The sequence below is a fragment of the uncultured Lutibacter sp. genome (assembly GCF_947495725.1).
Classification (GTDB): domain Bacteria; phylum Bacteroidota; class Bacteroidia; order Flavobacteriales; family Flavobacteriaceae; genus Lutibacter.
Window position 1 is genome coordinate 260,076 of record NZ_CANLZZ010000006.1, and the last position, 17,060, is coordinate 277,135.

General features: G+C 32.0%; 28 protein-coding genes. All 28 read left to right on the top strand.

The window, feature by feature from the left end:
- Positions 1 to 12 precede the first annotated feature (12 nt).
- The 28 genes from rpsC (at position 13) to Q0776_RS14850 (ending at position 17,047) form a co-directional block, all read left to right on the top strand.
- Complete coding sequence (gene rpsC, locus Q0776_RS14715; RefSeq protein ID WP_298369840.1) at positions 13 to 738, top strand: 30S ribosomal protein S3; 726 nt, start codon at positions 13 to 15, stop codon at positions 736 to 738.
- Positions 739 to 762: 24 nt separating this feature from the next.
- On the top strand, positions 763 to 1,191 hold the full coding sequence (gene rplP, locus Q0776_RS14720) for a 50S ribosomal protein L16 (protein WP_298369842.1): 429 nt from the start codon (positions 763 to 765) through the stop codon (positions 1,189 to 1,191).
- Between the two features lie 15 nt (positions 1,192 to 1,206).
- Positions 1,207 to 1,398 carry a 50S ribosomal protein L29 gene (gene rpmC / locus Q0776_RS14725; protein WP_298369845.1) on the top strand — a complete coding sequence of 64 codons (192 nt, stop codon included), beginning with the start codon at positions 1,207 to 1,209 and terminating at the stop codon, positions 1,396 to 1,398.
- A 20-nt stretch (positions 1,399 to 1,418) separates the two neighbouring features.
- On the top strand, positions 1,419 to 1,676 hold the full coding sequence (gene rpsQ, locus Q0776_RS14730) for a 30S ribosomal protein S17 (RefSeq protein WP_291973826.1): 258 nt from the start codon (positions 1,419 to 1,421) through the stop codon (positions 1,674 to 1,676).
- Between the two features lie 2 nt (positions 1,677 to 1,678).
- Positions 1,679 to 2,050, top strand: a complete 372-nt coding sequence (rplN, locus tag Q0776_RS14735; protein WP_298369850.1) for a 50S ribosomal protein L14 — start codon at positions 1,679 to 1,681, stop codon at positions 2,048 to 2,050.
- 14 nt (positions 2,051 to 2,064) lie between these two features.
- A complete protein-coding gene (gene rplX, locus Q0776_RS14740; RefSeq protein ID WP_298369852.1) occupies positions 2,065 to 2,370 on the top strand; it encodes a 50S ribosomal protein L24 in 306 nt (101 codons plus the stop codon).
- Between the two features lie 2 nt (positions 2,371 to 2,372).
- On the top strand, positions 2,373 to 2,924 hold the full coding sequence (gene rplE, locus Q0776_RS14745) for a 50S ribosomal protein L5 (RefSeq protein WP_298369854.1): 552 nt from the start codon (positions 2,373 to 2,375) through the stop codon (positions 2,922 to 2,924).
- A 3-nt stretch (positions 2,925 to 2,927) separates the two neighbouring features.
- Complete coding sequence (rpsN, locus tag Q0776_RS14750) at positions 2,928 to 3,197, top strand: 30S ribosomal protein S14 (RefSeq protein ID WP_298369855.1); 270 nt, start codon at positions 2,928 to 2,930, stop codon at positions 3,195 to 3,197.
- Positions 3,198 to 3,265: 68 nt separating this feature from the next.
- Complete coding sequence (gene rpsH / locus Q0776_RS14755; protein ID WP_298369858.1) at positions 3,266 to 3,664, top strand: 30S ribosomal protein S8; 399 nt, start codon at positions 3,266 to 3,268, stop codon at positions 3,662 to 3,664.
- 17 nt (positions 3,665 to 3,681) lie between these two features.
- Positions 3,682 to 4,227 (top strand): 50S ribosomal protein L6, encoded by a 546-nt coding sequence (rplF, locus tag Q0776_RS14760; RefSeq protein WP_298369862.1) that lies wholly within the window; start codon positions 3,682 to 3,684, stop codon positions 4,225 to 4,227.
- A gap of 14 nt (positions 4,228 to 4,241) precedes the next feature.
- A complete protein-coding gene (gene rplR / locus Q0776_RS14765; RefSeq protein ID WP_298369865.1) occupies positions 4,242 to 4,595 on the top strand; it encodes a 50S ribosomal protein L18 in 354 nt (117 codons plus the stop codon).
- Positions 4,596 to 4,601: 6 nt separating this feature from the next.
- Positions 4,602 to 5,126 carry a 30S ribosomal protein S5 gene (gene rpsE / locus Q0776_RS14770; protein ID WP_298369867.1) on the top strand — a complete coding sequence of 175 codons (525 nt, stop codon included), beginning with the start codon at positions 4,602 to 4,604 and terminating at the stop codon, positions 5,124 to 5,126.
- Between the two features lie 12 nt (positions 5,127 to 5,138).
- Entirely contained in the window at positions 5,139 to 5,321 is a 183-nt protein-coding gene (gene rpmD / locus Q0776_RS14775; protein ID WP_298369869.1) for a 50S ribosomal protein L30, read from the top strand.
- Positions 5,322 to 5,335: 14 nt separating this feature from the next.
- The gene (gene rplO, locus Q0776_RS14780) at positions 5,336 to 5,788 is read left to right on the top strand and encodes a 50S ribosomal protein L15 (RefSeq protein WP_298369871.1); all 453 of its coding nucleotides are present in this window, start codon (positions 5,336 to 5,338) and stop codon (positions 5,786 to 5,788) included.
- Between the two features lie 12 nt (positions 5,789 to 5,800).
- On the top strand, positions 5,801 to 7,135 hold the full coding sequence (gene secY / locus Q0776_RS14785) for a preprotein translocase subunit SecY (RefSeq protein WP_298369873.1): 1,335 nt from the start codon (positions 5,801 to 5,803) through the stop codon (positions 7,133 to 7,135).
- Positions 7,135 to 7,350 carry a translation initiation factor IF-1 gene (gene infA / locus Q0776_RS14790; protein ID WP_068206835.1) on the top strand — a complete coding sequence of 72 codons (216 nt, stop codon included), beginning with the start codon at positions 7,135 to 7,137 and terminating at the stop codon, positions 7,348 to 7,350. Before secY ends, infA begins: the two co-directional genes overlap by 1 nt.
- Positions 7,351 to 7,361: 11 nt before the next feature.
- Positions 7,362 to 7,478 carry a type B 50S ribosomal protein L36 gene (gene ykgO / locus Q0776_RS14795; protein WP_081932050.1) on the top strand — a complete coding sequence of 39 codons (117 nt, stop codon included), beginning with the start codon at positions 7,362 to 7,364 and terminating at the stop codon, positions 7,476 to 7,478.
- 2 nt (positions 7,479 to 7,480) lie between these two features.
- Positions 7,481 to 7,855, top strand: coding sequence for a 30S ribosomal protein S13 (rpsM, locus tag Q0776_RS14800; RefSeq protein ID WP_298369875.1), 375 nt, complete (start codon positions 7,481 to 7,483; stop codon positions 7,853 to 7,855).
- 11 nt (positions 7,856 to 7,866) lie between these two features.
- Positions 7,867 to 8,250, top strand: coding sequence for a 30S ribosomal protein S11 (gene rpsK / locus Q0776_RS14805; protein ID WP_298369877.1), 384 nt, complete (start codon positions 7,867 to 7,869; stop codon positions 8,248 to 8,250).
- A 79-nt stretch (positions 8,251 to 8,329) separates the two neighbouring features.
- A complete protein-coding gene (gene rpsD, locus Q0776_RS14810) occupies positions 8,330 to 8,935 on the top strand; it encodes a 30S ribosomal protein S4 (RefSeq protein ID WP_298369879.1) in 606 nt (201 codons plus the stop codon).
- Between the two features lie 94 nt (positions 8,936 to 9,029).
- On the top strand, positions 9,030 to 10,022 hold the full coding sequence (locus tag Q0776_RS14815; protein WP_298369881.1) for a DNA-directed RNA polymerase subunit alpha: 993 nt from the start codon (positions 9,030 to 9,032) through the stop codon (positions 10,020 to 10,022).
- Positions 10,023 to 10,060: 38 nt separating this feature from the next.
- Complete coding sequence (gene rplQ / locus Q0776_RS14820; RefSeq protein ID WP_298369883.1) at positions 10,061 to 10,540, top strand: 50S ribosomal protein L17; 480 nt, start codon at positions 10,061 to 10,063, stop codon at positions 10,538 to 10,540.
- Positions 10,541 to 10,644: 104 nt separating this feature from the next.
- The gene (gene carA / locus Q0776_RS14825) at positions 10,645 to 11,751 is read left to right on the top strand and encodes a glutamine-hydrolyzing carbamoyl-phosphate synthase small subunit (protein WP_298369885.1); all 1,107 of its coding nucleotides are present in this window, start codon (positions 10,645 to 10,647) and stop codon (positions 11,749 to 11,751) included.
- A 163-nt stretch (positions 11,752 to 11,914) separates the two neighbouring features.
- Positions 11,915 to 13,204 (top strand): phosphopyruvate hydratase, encoded by a 1,290-nt coding sequence (gene eno, locus Q0776_RS14830; protein WP_298369886.1) that lies wholly within the window; start codon positions 11,915 to 11,917, stop codon positions 13,202 to 13,204.
- A gap of 176 nt (positions 13,205 to 13,380) precedes the next feature.
- On the top strand, positions 13,381 to 14,667 hold the full coding sequence (locus Q0776_RS14835) for a citrate synthase (RefSeq protein ID WP_298369888.1): 1,287 nt from the start codon (positions 13,381 to 13,383) through the stop codon (positions 14,665 to 14,667).
- An 81-nt stretch (positions 14,668 to 14,748) separates the two neighbouring features.
- Positions 14,749 to 15,663 carry an arginine deiminase-related protein gene (locus tag Q0776_RS14840; protein WP_298369890.1) on the top strand — a complete coding sequence of 305 codons (915 nt, stop codon included), beginning with the start codon at positions 14,749 to 14,751 and terminating at the stop codon, positions 15,661 to 15,663.
- A gap of 1 nt (position 15,664) precedes the next feature.
- The gene (gene ctlX, locus Q0776_RS14845; RefSeq protein ID WP_298369893.1) at positions 15,665 to 16,600 is read left to right on the top strand and encodes a citrulline utilization hydrolase CtlX; all 936 of its coding nucleotides are present in this window, start codon (positions 15,665 to 15,667) and stop codon (positions 16,598 to 16,600) included.
- 30 nt (positions 16,601 to 16,630) lie between these two features.
- Positions 16,631 to 17,047 carry an Rrf2 family transcriptional regulator gene (locus Q0776_RS14850; RefSeq protein WP_298369895.1) on the top strand — a complete coding sequence of 139 codons (417 nt, stop codon included), beginning with the start codon at positions 16,631 to 16,633 and terminating at the stop codon, positions 17,045 to 17,047.
- Positions 17,048 to 17,060: the final 13 nt, after the last annotated feature.

A 17,060-nucleotide genomic window follows, 5' to 3' on the forward strand; every position in this document is an offset into this window, starting at 1 on the left:
TCATAAGTAGAAATGGGACAAAAAACAAATCCAATAGGAAATCGTTTAGGAATTATCAGAGGATGGGATTCTAACTGGTATGGAGGAAGAGACTACGGTGATAAATTAGCTGAAGATGATAAAATAAGAAGGTATGTACATGCCAGATTATCAAAAGCAAGTGTTTCAACAGTAATTATTGAGCGTACACTTAAACTTGTAACCGTTACTATCACTACTGCTAGACCTGGTATTATTATTGGGAAAGGTGGACAAGAGGTAGACAAGTTAAAGGAAGAGCTTAAAAAAATTACAGGTAAAGAAATTCAGATTAATATTTTTGAAATTAAGCGCCCAGAATTGGATGCACGTTTAGTAGCCGCAAGTATTGCACGCCAAATTGAGAGTAGAATCTCATATAGAAGAGCAATTAAAATGGCAATTGCAGCTACAATGCGTATGAATGCAGAAGGTATTAAAGTACAAATTTCAGGTCGTTTAAACGGAGCTGAAATGGCACGTTCTGAACACTATAAAGACGGTAGAATTCCTCTTTCTACGTTTAGAGCCGATATTGATTATGCACTTGTTGAGGCTCATACTACATACGGACGCTTAGGTGTTAAAGTATGGATTATGAAAGGCGAGGTTTATGGTAAAAGAGAATTATCTCCATTAGTTGGACTTTCTAAAAAACAAGGAAAGGGTAACGATAGAGGAGGGAATTCAAAAAGACCACAAAATCGTAGAAGAAAATAAATTTTTAAAATTTAGAAATTAAAGATGTTACAGCCAAAGAGAGTTAAATATCGTAAAGTACAGAAGGCGAAAGGGAATATGAAGGGAAATTCTCAAAGAGGACACCAACTTTCAAATGGAATGTTTGGAATTAAATCTTTGGAGCAGAATTTACTTACATCTCGTCAAATTGAAGCAGCTCGTATTGCAGCAACACGTCATATGAAAAGGGAAGGTCAGTTATGGATTAAAATATTTCCAGACAAGCCTATTACTAAAAAACCATTAGAAGTACGTATGGGTAAAGGTAAAGGTGCTCCTGAATATTTTGTTGCCGTAGTTAAACCTGGAAGAATTATGTTTGAAGTAGGTGGAGTTCCTGCACACGTAGCTAAAGAAGCTTTACGTTTAGCAGCTCAAAAATTACCTGTGAAAACTAAATTTGTTGTAGCTAGAGATTTTGATAACGCTTAATAACCGATTAAGAAAATGAAACAATCTGAAATTATAGAATTATCAACTGAAGAGTTACAAGAAAAACTTGGAAGTTTAAAGAAAAGTTATACTGATCTTAAAATGGCACACTCAATTTCGCCATTGGAAACTCCATTGCAATTGAGAGCGCTTAGAAGAACTGTTGCACGTGTTGCCACAGAATTAACTAAAAGAGAATTACAATAATTGTATTCAGTAGTATAAAGATGGAAAAAAGAAATCTTAGAAAAGAGAGAATAGGTGTAGTTTCAAGTAATAAAATGGAGAAATCTATTGTTGTTGCGGAAGTTAAAAAAGTGAAACATCCTATGTACGGAAAATTCGTGTTAAGCACAAAGAAATATGTTGCGCACGATGAGAAAAATGATTGCAATATTGGAGATACTGTTAAAATAATGGAAACACGTCCAATGAGTAAATCTAAACGTTGGAGATTAGTAGAAATCCTAGAAAGAGCTAAATAATTATGTTACAAACAGAATCAAGATTAAGAGTAGCAGACAACACAGGAGCTAAAGAAGTTTTAGTTATTCGTGTTTTAGGAGGAACTAAGAAACGTTATGCATCTATTGGTGATAAGATTGTTGTTAGTGTTAAAGATGCTACACCAAACGGATCAGTAAAGAAAGGGCAAGTTGCCAAAGCTGTAGTTGTTAGAACGAAGAAAGAAATCAGAAGAAAAGATGGTTCTTATATTCGTTTTGATGATAACGCTTGTGTATTGTTAGATGGAACTTCTGGTGAAATGAAAGGAACTCGTGTTTTTGGACCGGTTGCTAGAGAGCTTCGTGAAAAACAATTTATGAAAATTGTATCATTAGCACCTGAAGTGCTTTAATAAATTATTAAAAGATGAAATTAAAGATAAAATCAGGGGATACTGTTAGAGTAATGGCAGGAGACCATAAAGGTGAAGAAGGGAAAGTTGTTACAGTTTTTCCAAATAAGAACAGAGCGATTGTTGAAGGTGTTAATATGATATCTAAACATTCAAAACCTAGCGCACAAAACCCACAAGGAGGTATTGTGAAAAAAGAAGCTTCTATAGATATTTCTAACTTAATGTTACTGGAAGGTGATGTTGCTACAAAAGTTGGATTTAGAATGGAAGGTGATAAAAAAGTTAGGTTCTCTAAAAAATCTGATAAAGCAATTTAATCATGGCTTATATACCGAGACTAAAAGAAGAATATAAGAGTAGAGTAAAAGATGCTCTTATGAAAGAATATAGTTACAAAAGCGTTATGCAAGTTCCTAAATTACAAAAAATTGTAATTAGTAAGGGTGTAGGTGCAGCTGTAGCTGATAAGAAATTAATTGATTATGCTGTTGAAGAATTGACTAATATTTCTGGTCAACAAGCGGTTTCAACTGTATCTAAAAAGGATGTTGCAGCTTTTAAATTACGTAAAGGTGTTCCAATTGGAGTAAAAGTAACTTTAAGAGGAGATAAGATGTACGAATTTTTGGATAGGTTAGTTACAGCTTCTCTACCACGTGTAAGAGATTTCAATGGAATCAAAGCAAATGGTTTTGACGGAAGAGGAAACTACAATTTAGGAATTACTGAACAAATCATTTTCCCTGAGATTGATATTGATAAAGTAAACAAAATTGGAGGTATGGATATTACCTTTGTAACTTCTGCTCCAACCGATAAAGAAGCAAAATCATTATTAACTGAATTAGGTTTACCTTTTAAAAAGAACTAAGGAATGGCTAAGGAATCAATGAAAGCCCGTGAGGTTAAGAGAAAAAAGACAGTTGCTAAATATGCTGAAAAACGTAAAGCTTTGAAGGAAGCTGGAGATTATGACGCATTACAAAAATTACCGAAAAATGCATCGCCAATTCGTGTGCACAATCGTTGTAAATTAACTGGAAGACCTAAGGGTTATATGAGACAGTTTGGAATTTCGCGTGTAACTTTCCGTGAAATGGCTAATCAAGGTCTTATACCAGGTGTTAAGAAAGCAAGCTGGTAAAATTTTAAATAATTGGTTTTAGGTTCGTTATATAAAATAAGGAAAACCGGAACCGCAAATTAATAAATATGATTACAGATCCAATCGCAGATTATCTAACAAGAGTTAGAAATGCAATTATGGCTAGCCATAGAGTTGTGGAAATTCCTGCATCAAAAATTACAAAAGAAATAACTAAAATCTTATTTGATCAAGGTTATATTTTAAGTTACAAGTTTGATGAGAATGGTTTTCAAGGGACTATTAAAATTGCATTAAAATATGATAAAGCTACTAAAGCTTCTGTTATAAAAAAATTACAACGTATTAGTACTCCAGGTTTACGTAAATATGTAGGAGCAAATGACATGCCTCGTGTTTTAAACGGGTTAGGAATTGCTATAGTTTCTACATCGAAAGGTGTTATGACAAATAAGCAAGCTCGTGCTGAGCATGTTGGGGGAGAAGTTTTATGTTACGTATATTAATAAAGAACTAAAGGAATATGTCAAGAATAGGAAAAAACCCAGTTACGTTACCTGCAGGAGTTACATTTGATATTAAAGACAATGTAGTTACAATTAAAGGTAAATTGGGAGAGTTATCTCAAGAGATAAAAGATGGTATTACTGTTAGTATAGAAGGAGATTCAATTATATTGGAACGTGCTTCTGAAAGTAAAGATCATAAAGCAAAACATGGTTTGTATAGATCTTTAATTTTTAATATGATTGAAGGTGTATCAAAAGGATGGACTAAAGAGTTAGAACTTGTAGGTGTTGGTTATAGAGCTAGCAATCAAGGTCAAGTTTTAGATTTATCTTTAGGTTTTTCTCATAATATAGTTTTAGAACTTGCTCCAGAAGTAAAAGTTGAAACTGTATCTGAAAAAGGTAAAAACCCAATTGTAAAATTAACTTCACATGATAAACAACTTGTGGGTGCAATTGCAGCAAAGATTCGTTCAATGCGCAAACCTGAACCATACAAAGGAAAAGGAGTTAAGTTTGTAGGAGAAGAATTAAGAAGAAAAGCAGGTAAATCTGCATAATAAATTATAGTATTATGGCATTATCAAAGCTTGAAAGAAGACAAAGAATTAAGCATAGAATTAGAAAAATTGTTTCTGGAACTGCTGAGCAACCAAGATTATCGGTTTTTAGAAGTAATAAAGAAATATATGCTCAATTAGTAGATGACATTACAGGTACTACTTTAGTATCAGTTTCATCTAGAGATAAGGAAATTGAAGCTACAGGATCAAAATTAGAAGTTGCTAAATTAGTAGGTAAGAGTATTGCCGAAAAAGCGAGCAAAGCTGGATTTGAAGCTGTTGCATTTGATAGAAATGGATTTTTGTATCACGGTAGAGTTAAGGCTCTAGCAGACGCTGCAAGAGAAGCAGGTTTAAAATTTTAGTAAATTATGTATCATAAATACAATAACGTAGAAAGAGTAAAACCTAGCGGGTTAGAACTTCAAGATCATTTAGTTGGTGTACAAAGAGTTACTAAAGTAACAAAAGGGGGTAGAGCATTTGGATTTTCAGCTATTGTTGTAGTTGGGGATGGAAATGGTGTTGTTGGACACGGATTAGGTAAATCTAAAGATGTGGCTTCTGCAATTGCGAAAGCAATTGAAGACGCAAAGAAAAATTTAGTAAGAATTCCAATTATAAATCAAACTTTACCTCACGAACAAAAAGGTAAATTTGGTGGAGCAAGAGTATTTTTGAAGCCAGCATCTCACGGTACGGGAGTTATAGCTGGTGGTGCTGTACGTGCGGTACTTGATTCTGTAGGAGTACATGATGTACTTTCAAAGTCTCAAGGATCATCAAATCCACATAACGTAGTAAAAGCAACTTTTGATGCTTTATTACAGTTGCGCAGTGCTAGTATGATTGCTAAAGAAAGAGGAATATCTTTAGAAAAAGTATTTAAAGGATAAAACAAGGAGACGATGGCAAAAATAAGAGTAACACAAGTAAAAAGTAAAATTAGACGTCCTCAGAACCAAAAAAGAACTTTGGAAGCTCTAGGTTTACGTAAGATTGATCAAGTTGTTGAGCACGAGGCTACACCAACTATCCTTGGAATGGTAAATACAGTTAAACACTTAATTTCTGTTGAGGAAATTAAATAACATTTTATAAAGAGATGACATTAAATAACTTAAAACCTGCTAAAGGATCGGTTAAAACACAAGGAAAACGTGTAGGTAGAGGACAAGGTTCTGGAAAAGGTGGTACTGCTACAAGAGGTCACAAAGGAGCTAAGTCACGTTCTGGATATTCAAGAAAAGTTGGATTCGAGGGTGGACAAATGCCTTTGCAAAGACGTGTGCCTAAATTTGGTTTTACCAATATGAACCGTAAAGAGTATGTAGGAATTAACTTACATAAACTTCAAGAATTGGTTGATAATGGAAGAATTAAAGATACAGTAACTTTAGATCTTTTAATTGAAAATAGATTGGCGGGAAAGAATGACCTTGTAAAAATACTTGGTAACGGTGAGTTAAAAGCAAAATTAAATGTAACTGTTCATAAATTTACAGCGACTGCAAAAGCGGCTATTGAAAATGCTGGTGGTTCAGCTGAAACTTTATAAATAGATATATAGATGAAAAAATTTATTCAAACCATAAAGGACATTTGGAGTATAGAAGAACTTAGAAATAAGATTCTTCTTACTTTAGGATTTATGGCTATTTATCGTTTTGCAGCTCAGGTTCCACTTCCAGGTATTGATATTACTGTTGCTCAGGCAGCATTAGCAAATCAAACAAGTGGAGGAGGTATATTAGGTTTATTAGATATGTTTACCGGAGGAGCATTTGCACAAGCATCTATTGTTGCTTTAGGTATTATGCCTTACATTTCAGCTTCTATTGTTGTTCAATTAATGGGAATTGCGGTTCCTTATTTACAAAAACTTCAAAAGGATGGTGAAAGTGGTAGGAAGAAAATAAATCAAATAACACGTTGGTTAACTATCGCGATTACTATGGTTCAAGGACCAGCTTATATTACTAATATTTACCAATTAATTCCTTCATCTGCGTTTTACATTAGTGGAAGCATGTTTTGGATTAGTTCTATGGTTATTTTAACCGCAGGTACTATTTTCGCAATGTGGTTAGGTGAGAAAATTACCGACAAAGGAATTGGAAATGGTATTTCATTATTAATTATGATTGGTATTATTGCTCGATTCCCTGGATCTTTTATTCAGGAAGCTGTATCGAAGATAACCGCATCAAATGGTGGTTTGATTATGATTTTAATCGAAGTGATATTATGGTTCTTAGTAATATTGGTTTGTGTATATTTAGTAACAGCAGTAAGAAGAATTGCTGTGCAATATGCTAGAAAAACGGTTGCGGGTAACATTAAAAATGTTGCAGGAGCAAGAGATTACTTACCATTAAAACTAAATTCATCTGGAGTAATGCCAATTATATTTGCTCAGGCAATTATGTTTGCACCTGGATTGTTGGCTCGTTCGGGTAATGATACGATAAAGGCAATTGGAATTGAATTTGGAAATATGTTTGGTTTTTGGTATAATTTGTTATTTGCTGTATTAATAATTATTTTTAGTTATTTTTATACTGCAATTACTATACCTACAAATAAAATGGCTGATGATTTAAAAAGAAGTGGTGGTTTTATTCCAGGAATTAGACCCGGAAAAGATACTGCTGATATGTTGGATAGAGTTTTATCTTTAATAACGTTCCCAGGTTCTTTATTTTTAGCCTTAGTTGCTATATTACCTGCGTTTGTTGTGAAATTAGGATTAACTCAATCTTGGGCATTATTTTACGGAGGAACATCTTTGCTAATTATGGTTGGAGTTGCGATCGATACAATTCAGCAAATTAACTCCCATTTATTAAATCGTCATTATGATGGATTAATGAAAAAAGGAACTAAAAGAAAATCAGTAGCATAATGGCAAAACAACCAGCAATACAACAAGACGGGACAATTACAGAAGCATTGTCTAATGCAATGTTTCGTGTAGAGTTGGAAAATGGACACATTGTAACAGCTCATATTTCAGGAAAAATGCGTATGCATTACATAAAATTATTACCTGGAGATAAAGTGAAGTTGGAAATGAGTCCATACGATTTAACAAAAGCAAGAATTACTTACAGATACTAAAGTATAAACCGATGAAAGTTAGAACATCAGTAAAAAAGAGAAGTGCCGAGTGCAAAATTGTGCGTAGAAAAGGCAGATTATATGTAATCAATAAAAAGAATCCTAGATTTAAACAAAGACAAGGATAGTTATGGCAAGAATAGCAGGTATTGATATTCCAAAAAACAAAAGAGGTGTTATTGCCTTAACGTATATTTTTGGAATTGGTAGAAGCAGAGCAAAAGAGATTTTAGCTACTGCAAAAGTTGATGAAAGTACAAAAGTTCAAGATTGGACGGATGAGGAGATTCATGAAATTCGTGAAGCTGTTGGTACGTTAACAATTGAAGGAGAGTTACGTTCAGAAATTCAGATAAACATTAAACGTTTAATGGATATTGGATGTTACCGTGGAATTCGTCACAGAAGTGGATTACCTTTAAGAGGTCAAAGAACCAAAAATAATTCTAGAACTAGAAAAGGTAAACGTAAAACTGTAGCTAACAAGAAAAAAGCAACTAAATAATAACTAAGAAAATGGCGAAAGTAAGTTCAAAAAAACGTAAAGTTATTGTAGAGGCAGTTGGTGAAGCTCACATCACGGCTTCATTCAACAACATAATTATATCACTTACAAATAAAAGAGGTGACGTAATTTCTTGGTCTTCAGCTGGGAAAATGGGATTTAGAGGTTCAAAAAAGAATACTCCTTATGCTGCTCAATTGGCTGCAGAAGATTGTGCTCGTGTAGCACATGAAGCAGGAATGAGAAAAGTAAAGGTTTATGTAAAAGGACCTGGTAACGGAAGAGAATCTGCAATTAGATCAATTCATAATTTAGGAATTGAAGTTACAGAAATAATTGATGTTACACCTATGCCTCATAATGGTTGTAGACCTCCAAAAAGAAGAAGAGTATAATTATAAATTTTAACCGATAGGAATTTAGATTATCGAAGGATAAGCCTTAATTCATAATCCCTATCATTAACAAATAAAAATGGCAAGATATACAGGACCAAAAACTAAGATTGCTCGAAAATTTGGTGAAGCAATTTTTGGAGAAGATAAGTCTTTTGAAAAAAGAAATTATCCTCCAGGACAACATGGAAACAATAGACGTAGAGGAAAAAAATCTGAATACGCTATCCAATTAGCTGAAAAGCAAAAAGCAAAATATACTTATGGAATTTTAGAGAAACAATTCTCTAACTTGTTCAAAAAAGCGTCTGCATCTACAGGAGTAACTGGTGAAATTTTATTACAATTATGTGAGTCACGTTTAGATAATGTGGTTTATAGATTAGGAATTGCACCAAGTCGTAGTGGAGCACGTCAATTAGTATCACACCGTCATATTACTGTGAATGGAGAGTTAGTTAATGTACCTTCTTATTCTTTAAAAGCTGGTGATGTTGTTGCTGTAAGAGAAAAGTCGAAATCCTTAGTTGCTATTGAAGATTCATTGGCTAACAGAAATGATGTTTATGAATGGCTGACTTGGAATTCTGATACTAAACAAGGTAATTTTGTTAGTGTCCCAGAAAGAATTCAAATTCCAGAGAACATTAAGGAACAATTAATAGTAGAGTTATACTCTAAATAATAAATAACCATATTGGTATTTGGCCAAAGGATAATTAAGAACGTCTTCAAACTTAAAATCGCGCAACCAAATAACAATTAAAACGAAGAAAAATATGGCAATATTAAATTTTCAAAAGCCCGATAAAGTAATAATGATCAATTCTACTGATTTTGAAGGTAGATTTGAGTTCAGACCATTAGAGCCAGGTTTTGGTTTAACTGTTGGTAATGCTTTAAGAAGAGTGCTTTTATCTTCTTTGGAAGGATTTGCAATAACTTCACTTCGTATTGAAGGTATTGAACATGAGTTTTCAACAATTAAAGGAGTTGTAGAAGATGTTACTGAAATTATTTTAAATTTAAAACAAGTTCGTTTTAAAAAACAAATAGAGGATTCTGATAGAGAAATAGTAAATATTTCAATAACTAATCAGGAGCAGTTAACAGCGGGTGATTTACAAAAATATATTTCTGGTTTTCAAGTATTAAATCATGATTTAGTTATTTGTAATATGGAGAAATCAGTTTCATTAGATTTTGAAATTACAATTGAAAAAGGAAGAGGATTTGTTGCGGCAGAAGAAAATAAAAAATCTGGTGTTGCTTTAGGAACGATTTTTACGGATTCAATCTTTACACCAATAAAAAATGTAAAGTATGCAATTGAAAATTTTCGTGTGGAGCAAAAAACTGATTATGAAAAATTAGTTTTTGACATTACAACTGATGGATCTATTAATCCAAAAGATGCATTAACAGAAGCTGCTAAAATATTAATTCACCACTTTATGTTGTTTTCAGATGAGAGAATTACATTAGAAGCTGATGAAATAGCTCAAACTGAGACATATGATGAAGAATCTTTACATATGCGTCAGTTGTTAAAAACAAAGTTAGTGGATATGGATTTATCTGTTAGAGCGCTAAATTGTTTAAAAGCTGCGGAAGTTGATACATTAGGAGATTTAGTATCTTTTAATAAAAATGATTTAATGAAGTTCCGTAATTTCGGTAAAAAATCTTTGACAGAATTAGATGAACTAGTTCATAATAAAGGTTTAAGCTTTGGAATGGACTTGAGTAAATATAAATTAGACAAAGATTAGTTTAAAACTTAGGTTTTAATTAAGATAAGAAATAAGAGATGAGACACGGAAAGAAATTTAATCACTTAGGAAGACAAACAGCTCATAGAAAGGCGATGTTTGCTAATATGGCTTGTTCTTTAATAGAACACAAGCGTATTAATACTACAGTTGCTAAAGCTAAAGCTTTAAGACAATTTGTAGAACCATTAATTACAAAATCAAAAGACGATACCACTCATAACCGTAGAGTAGTATTTAGTTATTTAAGAAATAAATATGCTGTAACTGAATTGTTTAAAGAAGTATCTGTAAAAGTTGCTGATAGACCAGGAGGTTATGTACGTATAATTAAATTAGGTAACCGTCAAGGAGATAATGCTCCAATGGCAATGGTTGAATTAGTTGATTATAACACAACTTATAATCCAAACAATAAGAAGAAGAAGAAATCTACTCGTAGAGGTAGGTCTAAATCTTCTGAAACTGTTGAAGCACAGGCGGTTGATTCTGTTGAAGAAAAGAAAGACGATAATTAATGATAATAATTCGTTGATAATATTAAAAGGATAAGCTATTTATAGTTTATCCTTTTTTTTATATTTGAACCTGAAATTAAAATTTTAAAAAGCAACTACAACTAATGAAGTACACAAAACGAAAAAAGGCTATTTTATTATTAGCTGATGGAACAGTTTTCGAAGGAAAATCTATAGGAAGAGAAGGAACAGCTTTTGGAGAGATTTGTTATAATACTGGTATGACTGGTTATCAGGAAGTTTTTACTGATCCTTCATATTTTGGACAAATTATGCTTACAACCAATGCACATATTGGTAATTATGGAGTTAATGAAGATGAAATTGAATCTGATTCAGTTAAAATAGCTGGTTTAGTATGTAAAAATTTCAGTTTTAACTATTCTAGACCTAATTCTCAAGGTTCGCTTGAAAATTACTTTGAAAAAGAAAATGTTATGGCAATTTCTGATATTGATACTAGAGCAGTAGTAAGTTATATTAGAGATAAGGGAGCAATGAATGCAGTTATATCTACAAATACTAATATTAATGAATTAAAGGAGCAATTAATGGCTGTACCAGAAATGGATGGGTTAGAATTAGCTTCAAAAGTTTCTACTAAAGAACCATACTTCTTTGGAGATAAGGATGCTCCTATTAAGATTTCAGCACTTGATATTGGAATTAAAAAGAATATTTTACGAAACTTAGCAAATAGAGGTTGTTACATAAAAGTATTTCCTTACAATGCTTCATTTGAAGATTTGAATGCATTTAACCCTGATGGTTATTTTTTATCAAATGGACCTGGAGATCCAAATCCACTGAAAGAAGCTCAAGAAGTTGCAAAAGAAATTATTAAAAGAGATTTACCTTTATTTGGAATATGTCTAGGGCATCAAGTTATTGCATTAGCAAATGGCATTTCAACTTATAAAATGCATAATGGACATAGAGGAATTAACCATCCTGTTAAAAATATGGTTACTGGTAAAGGAGAAGTTACATCACAAAATCACGGTTTTGTTGTAAAACGTGAAGAAGTAGAAAAACATAACGATTTAGAAGTTACTCATGTTCACTTAAATGATGATACACTTGCGGGTATGAGAATGAAAGATAAAAACTGTTTTTCAGTACAATATCATCCAGAAGCGAGTCCAGGACCTCATGATTCTTCGTATTTATTTGATCAATTTATTGAAAATATAAGGTCATCTAAACAGTAAAATATAATAGCCACTAAATAAGTAAGTTAGTGGCTATTTTTTTGGGTAAAAAACGAAAACGTTATCGTATAAAAGGGATGAAATTAAATAACAATTAGGCTTAATTTTGTAACTTTGGTGTAGTAAAAAGAAGTAAAAAATAACTTAATAAAATAATAGAAATATGAGTATGATTTTAAGTGTTCACGCACGTCAAATATTCGATTCAAGAGGAAATCCAACTGTGGAAGTTGATGTAGTAACTGAAAATGGTGTTTTAGGTAGAGCAGCTGTTCCATCTGGAGCTTCAACTGGAGAGCACGAAGCTGTTGAGTTACGTGATGGAGGAAAAGACTATATGGGAAAAGGTGTTTTAACTGCGGTTAAAAACGTTAACGAAATTATAGCGGAAGAATTAGTTGGTATGTCTGTTTTTGAACAAAATTTAATCGATCAAACAATGATTGAGTTAGATGGAACTAAAAACAAATCAAAATTAGGTGCTAACGCAATTCTAGGTGTTTCATTAGCTGCTGCAAAAGCTGCTGCTAACGAATTAGAAATGCCTTTATATCGTTATGTTGGTGGTGTAAGTGGAAATACTTTACCAGTTCCTATGATGAACATTATTAATGGTGGTTCTCACTCAGATGCTCCTATTGCATTCCAAGAGTTTATGATTATGCCAATTGCTGCAAAAAACTTTACAGAAGCAATTAAAATGGGATCTGAAATTTTCCATAACTTAAAGTCATTAATTCACGATAGAGGATTAAGTACAGCTGTAGGTGATGAAGGTGGATTTGCTCCAACTTTTGACGGAACTGAAGACGCAATTGAAACTGTATTAAAAGCAATAGAAAAAGCTGGATACAAGCCAGGTGCTGAAGTAAAATTAGCTTTAGACTGTGCTTCTGCTGAATTCTTTGTTGATGGAAAATACGATTATACTAAATTCGAAGGAGATAAAGGTGTAATTAGAACTTCAAAAGAACAAGCTGAATATTTAGCTGAATTATCTGCTAAATACCCAATTATCTCAATTGAAGATGGTATGGATGAAAATGACTGGGAAGGAACAAAATACTTAACTGAATTAATTGGAGATAAAGTACAATTGGTAGGTGATGATTTATTTGTTACTAACGTTGAGCGTTTAGCAAAAGGTATTGAAGAAGGTATTGCTAATTCAATTTTAATTAAAGTTAACCAAATTGGTTCTTTAACTGAAACTATTGCAGCTGTAAATATGGCACACAATGCTGGTTATACTTCAGTAATGTCTCACCGTTCAGGAGAAACAGAAGATAACACAATTGCTGATTTAGCGGTTGCATTAAACTGTGGTCAAATTAAAACAGGTTCGGCTTCTCGTTCTGATAGAATGGCAAAATATAACCAATTATTAAGAATTGAAGAAGAGTTAGGAAGCGTAGCTTACTATCCTCAAGAAAAAGCTTTTAAAGTTTTATAAAAAAAAGCGAATAAAATTTAAAAAAAGCCGAGTTTTAACTCGGCTTTTTTGCATTTGTAATAATATATACATAATTAGAAAATCAATAGTCTATTTTTTTTTATGATATCTTAAAATTGATTAAATTCGCTACTATTAAGTATTAAGAATTAACATAATATTATTCAGAATTAACTATGTCGAAAACAGCAATATTAGAAGTAGATGGTAAGAGGTATGAATTTCCGATTTTAATTGGATCCGAAAATGAAGTATCGATTGATATAAGTAAATTGAGGACCATTACTGGTGGTATTACAACTATTGATCCAGGGTTTAAAAATACTAGCTCATGCCAAAGTGCTATAACATTTTTAGATGGAGAAAAAGGAATATTGCGCTACAGAGGATATGCAATTGAAGAGTTAGCCGAAAAGGCCGATTTTTTGGAGGTAGCTTATTTGTTGATTTTTGGGGAGCTTCCAACTAAAGAACAAAATAAGAAATTTCATAGAGATATTCAAAAACAATCTTTAGTTGATACAGACGTACAGAAAATTTTAGATGGATTTCCAAAAACTGCTCATCCAATGGGAGTTGTTTCTGCATTAACCAGTGCGTTAACCGCTTTTAATCCAAAAAGTGTAAATGTAGATTCTGAAGAAGCAATGTACAATGCAGTTGTTAAAATTTTAGCAAAACTACCTGTTTTGGCTGCTTGGGCATATAGAAAAGAAGAAGGTTTACCATTAGAATATGGAGATAATTCATTAGGATATGTTGAAAACTTTTTGAAAATGATGTTTGATCTTCCTAATGAAGTGTATAAGTCAAATCCAGTAATTGTAAATGCATTAGATAAATTATTAATCTTACATGCCGATCACGAACAAAACTGTTCAACATCAACAGTAAGAATTGCAGGTTCTTCACATGCTGGCTTATTTGCTTCTATTTCAGCCGGTATTTCAGCATTATGGGGTCCTTTACATGGAGGTGCAAATCAGGCAGTTATTGAAATGCTTGAAGATATTAAAGCAGATGGTGGAGATTTTCAAAAATATATAGAAAAAGCAAAAGATAAAAATGACCCATTCCGTTTGATGGGATTTGGTCATAGAGTTTATAAAAACTTTGATCCACGAGCAAAAATTATAAAAGTTGCAGCAGATGAAGTTTTAGCAGATTTAGGAATTGATGACCCAGTACTTGATATTGCTAGAGGATTAGCAGAAGTAGCATTGAGTGATGAATATTTTAAATCAAGAAATTTATATCCAAATGTAGATTTTTATTCTGGAATTATTTATAGAGCTTTAGGTATTCCTGTACCTATGTTTACAGTTATGTTTGCTTTAGGTAGATTACCAGGTTGGATTGCTCAATGGAGAGAAATGAGATTGAATAAAGAACCTATTGGAAGACCTAGACAATTATATGTAGGGGCAACTGAAAGAGCTTTTGTTGCAGAAAATAAGAGATAGATAAAATAGTACATAAAATGAATATTAAAACCTCATATTAAATTATGGGGTTTTTCTATTTTAGCCAAAAATGTTTATAATATGATAAACCTTAATGTTCAAAATGAAACCTCTAGGCTTAGAGCTGTGGTTTTAGGTATTGCAAACAATATTGGACCTATTCCAACTATTGACGAAGCTTATGACCCTAAGTCTATTGAACATATTAAAGCAGGAACATATCCAACAGAAATGGATATGATTTCCGAAATGGAAGCTTTAAATAAAGTTTTTGAAAAATATAATGTAAAGGTATACAGGCCAAAAATTATTAAAAATTATAACCAAATATTCTCCAGAGATATTGCCTTTGTTTTAGGAGATAAATTAATTAAATCAAATATTTTACCCGATAGAGAGAAAGAAATTGAAGCTATCCAGTATGTGCTTGATGAAATTGATCCAAGTAAAATTATTTCGGCAGAAGAAGATGTGCATTTTGAAGGAGGGGATGTTATGCTATGGGAAAATTATATTTTTATAGGAACCTATAAAGGAGAAGATTATAAAGATATTATTACTGCTCGCACCAATATGAAAGGAGTAAATTTTATTAAGAAATTATTTCCCAATAAAATTGTAAAAGAATTTGACCTAGTGAAATCTAATACAAATGCAAAAGAGAATGCTTTGCATCTAGATTGTTGTTTTCAACCAGTAGGTAAAAACAAGGGAATTATTCATAAAGAAGGATTTAAAAATGAAAGTGATTATATGTTTTTAGTAAATCTTTTTGGTTTAGATAATTTGTTTCACATTTCAAAGGATGAAATGTATCAAATGTTTTCAAATGTATTCTCAATATCAGAGAAAGTAGTAGTTTCGGAAAAAAACTTTACCCGCCTAAATAATTGGTTAAGAGCTAATGATTTTATTGTTGAGGAAGTTCCATATGCCGAAATTGGAAAACAAGAAGGTTTATTAAGATGTTCTACAATGCCATTAATAAGAGATTGAAATGAAACAAGTTACAAATTCAATTTTAATGATTCGTCCAGTTCAATTTAGAATGAACGAACAAACTGCTGTTAATAATTACTATCAACAATCTTTAGAAAGTTTAAGTCCAGAAACAATTCAATTTAAGGCTTTACAAGAATTTGATTCTTTTGTAGAAAAATTAAAAGGCATAGGAGTTAATGTTGTTGTAATTAATGATAGAAAAGAAACAGATACTCCAGATTCTATTTTTCCAAATAACTGGATGAGTTTTCATGAAAACGGAACTGTAGGTATTTACCCAATGTTTGCTGAAAACAGAAGACTTGAAAGAAGAGATGACATTTTTGATATTCTTGAAGAAGAAGGTTTTATAATTGAAAATTTTATTGATTATACATCAGCAGAAGAGGAAGATTTATTTTTGGAAGGAACAGGAAGTTTATTATTAGATAGAGTACATGGAAAAGCCTACTGTGCTTTGTCACCTCGCGCAGATGAAGATTTATTTATTGAATTTTGTGAAGATTTTGAGTTTACGCCAATTCCTTTTATTTCATATCAAAGTGTAAATAATAATCGTTTACCAATTTATCATACAAACGTAATGATGGCTTTGGCAGAAACTTTTGCCGTTATTTGTTTAGAAAGTATTGATGATAAAAAGGAACGAAAAAGTGTTGTTAAACATTTAAAAGAAGATGGAAAAGAAATTATTGCTATAACTGAGGCTCAGGTTAATAGTTTTGCTGGAAATATGTTGCAGGTTGTTGGAGAAAATGAAGAAAGGTTTTTAGTAATGTCTACTTCAGCCTTTAATAGTTTAACAAATACGCAATTAAAAACTATAGAAAAGCATTGTAAAATTTTACACAGTTCATTAGATACTATTGAGGCTTGTGGAGGAGGAAGTGCTAGATGTATGATGGCTGAAGTTTTTCTTCCAAAGAAATAGATATTATAAGATAATTTAGTATTTTTAGGGATGCTTTCAATGAAAACTAAATATGGGTTAAAAGCCTTAAGTTATTTGGCTAAGCAAGAGCCAAACTGTCCTGTATTGATTTCGGATATTTCAGAATCAGAGAATATTTCAAAAAAATTTTTAGAGAGTATTTTACTTTTGCTCAAAAAAAATGGATTTCTAGCCTCAAAGAAAGGTAAAGGAGGAGGTTATTATTTGTTAAAATCGCCAAAGGATATAAAAATATCTTCAGTGATAAGAGTTTTAGAAGGACCTATTGCAATGTTACCTTGCGTAAGTTTAAATTATTATGAAAGGTGCGATGATTGTAAAAGTGAAGAAGCATGTAGCTTAAATCGTTTAATGGCCGAAGTTAGAGATAGTACTTTAAAAATATTAGAAAATAAAACATTAGAAAATTTCCATTGTGGCGAATAATAAGTTTGCAATT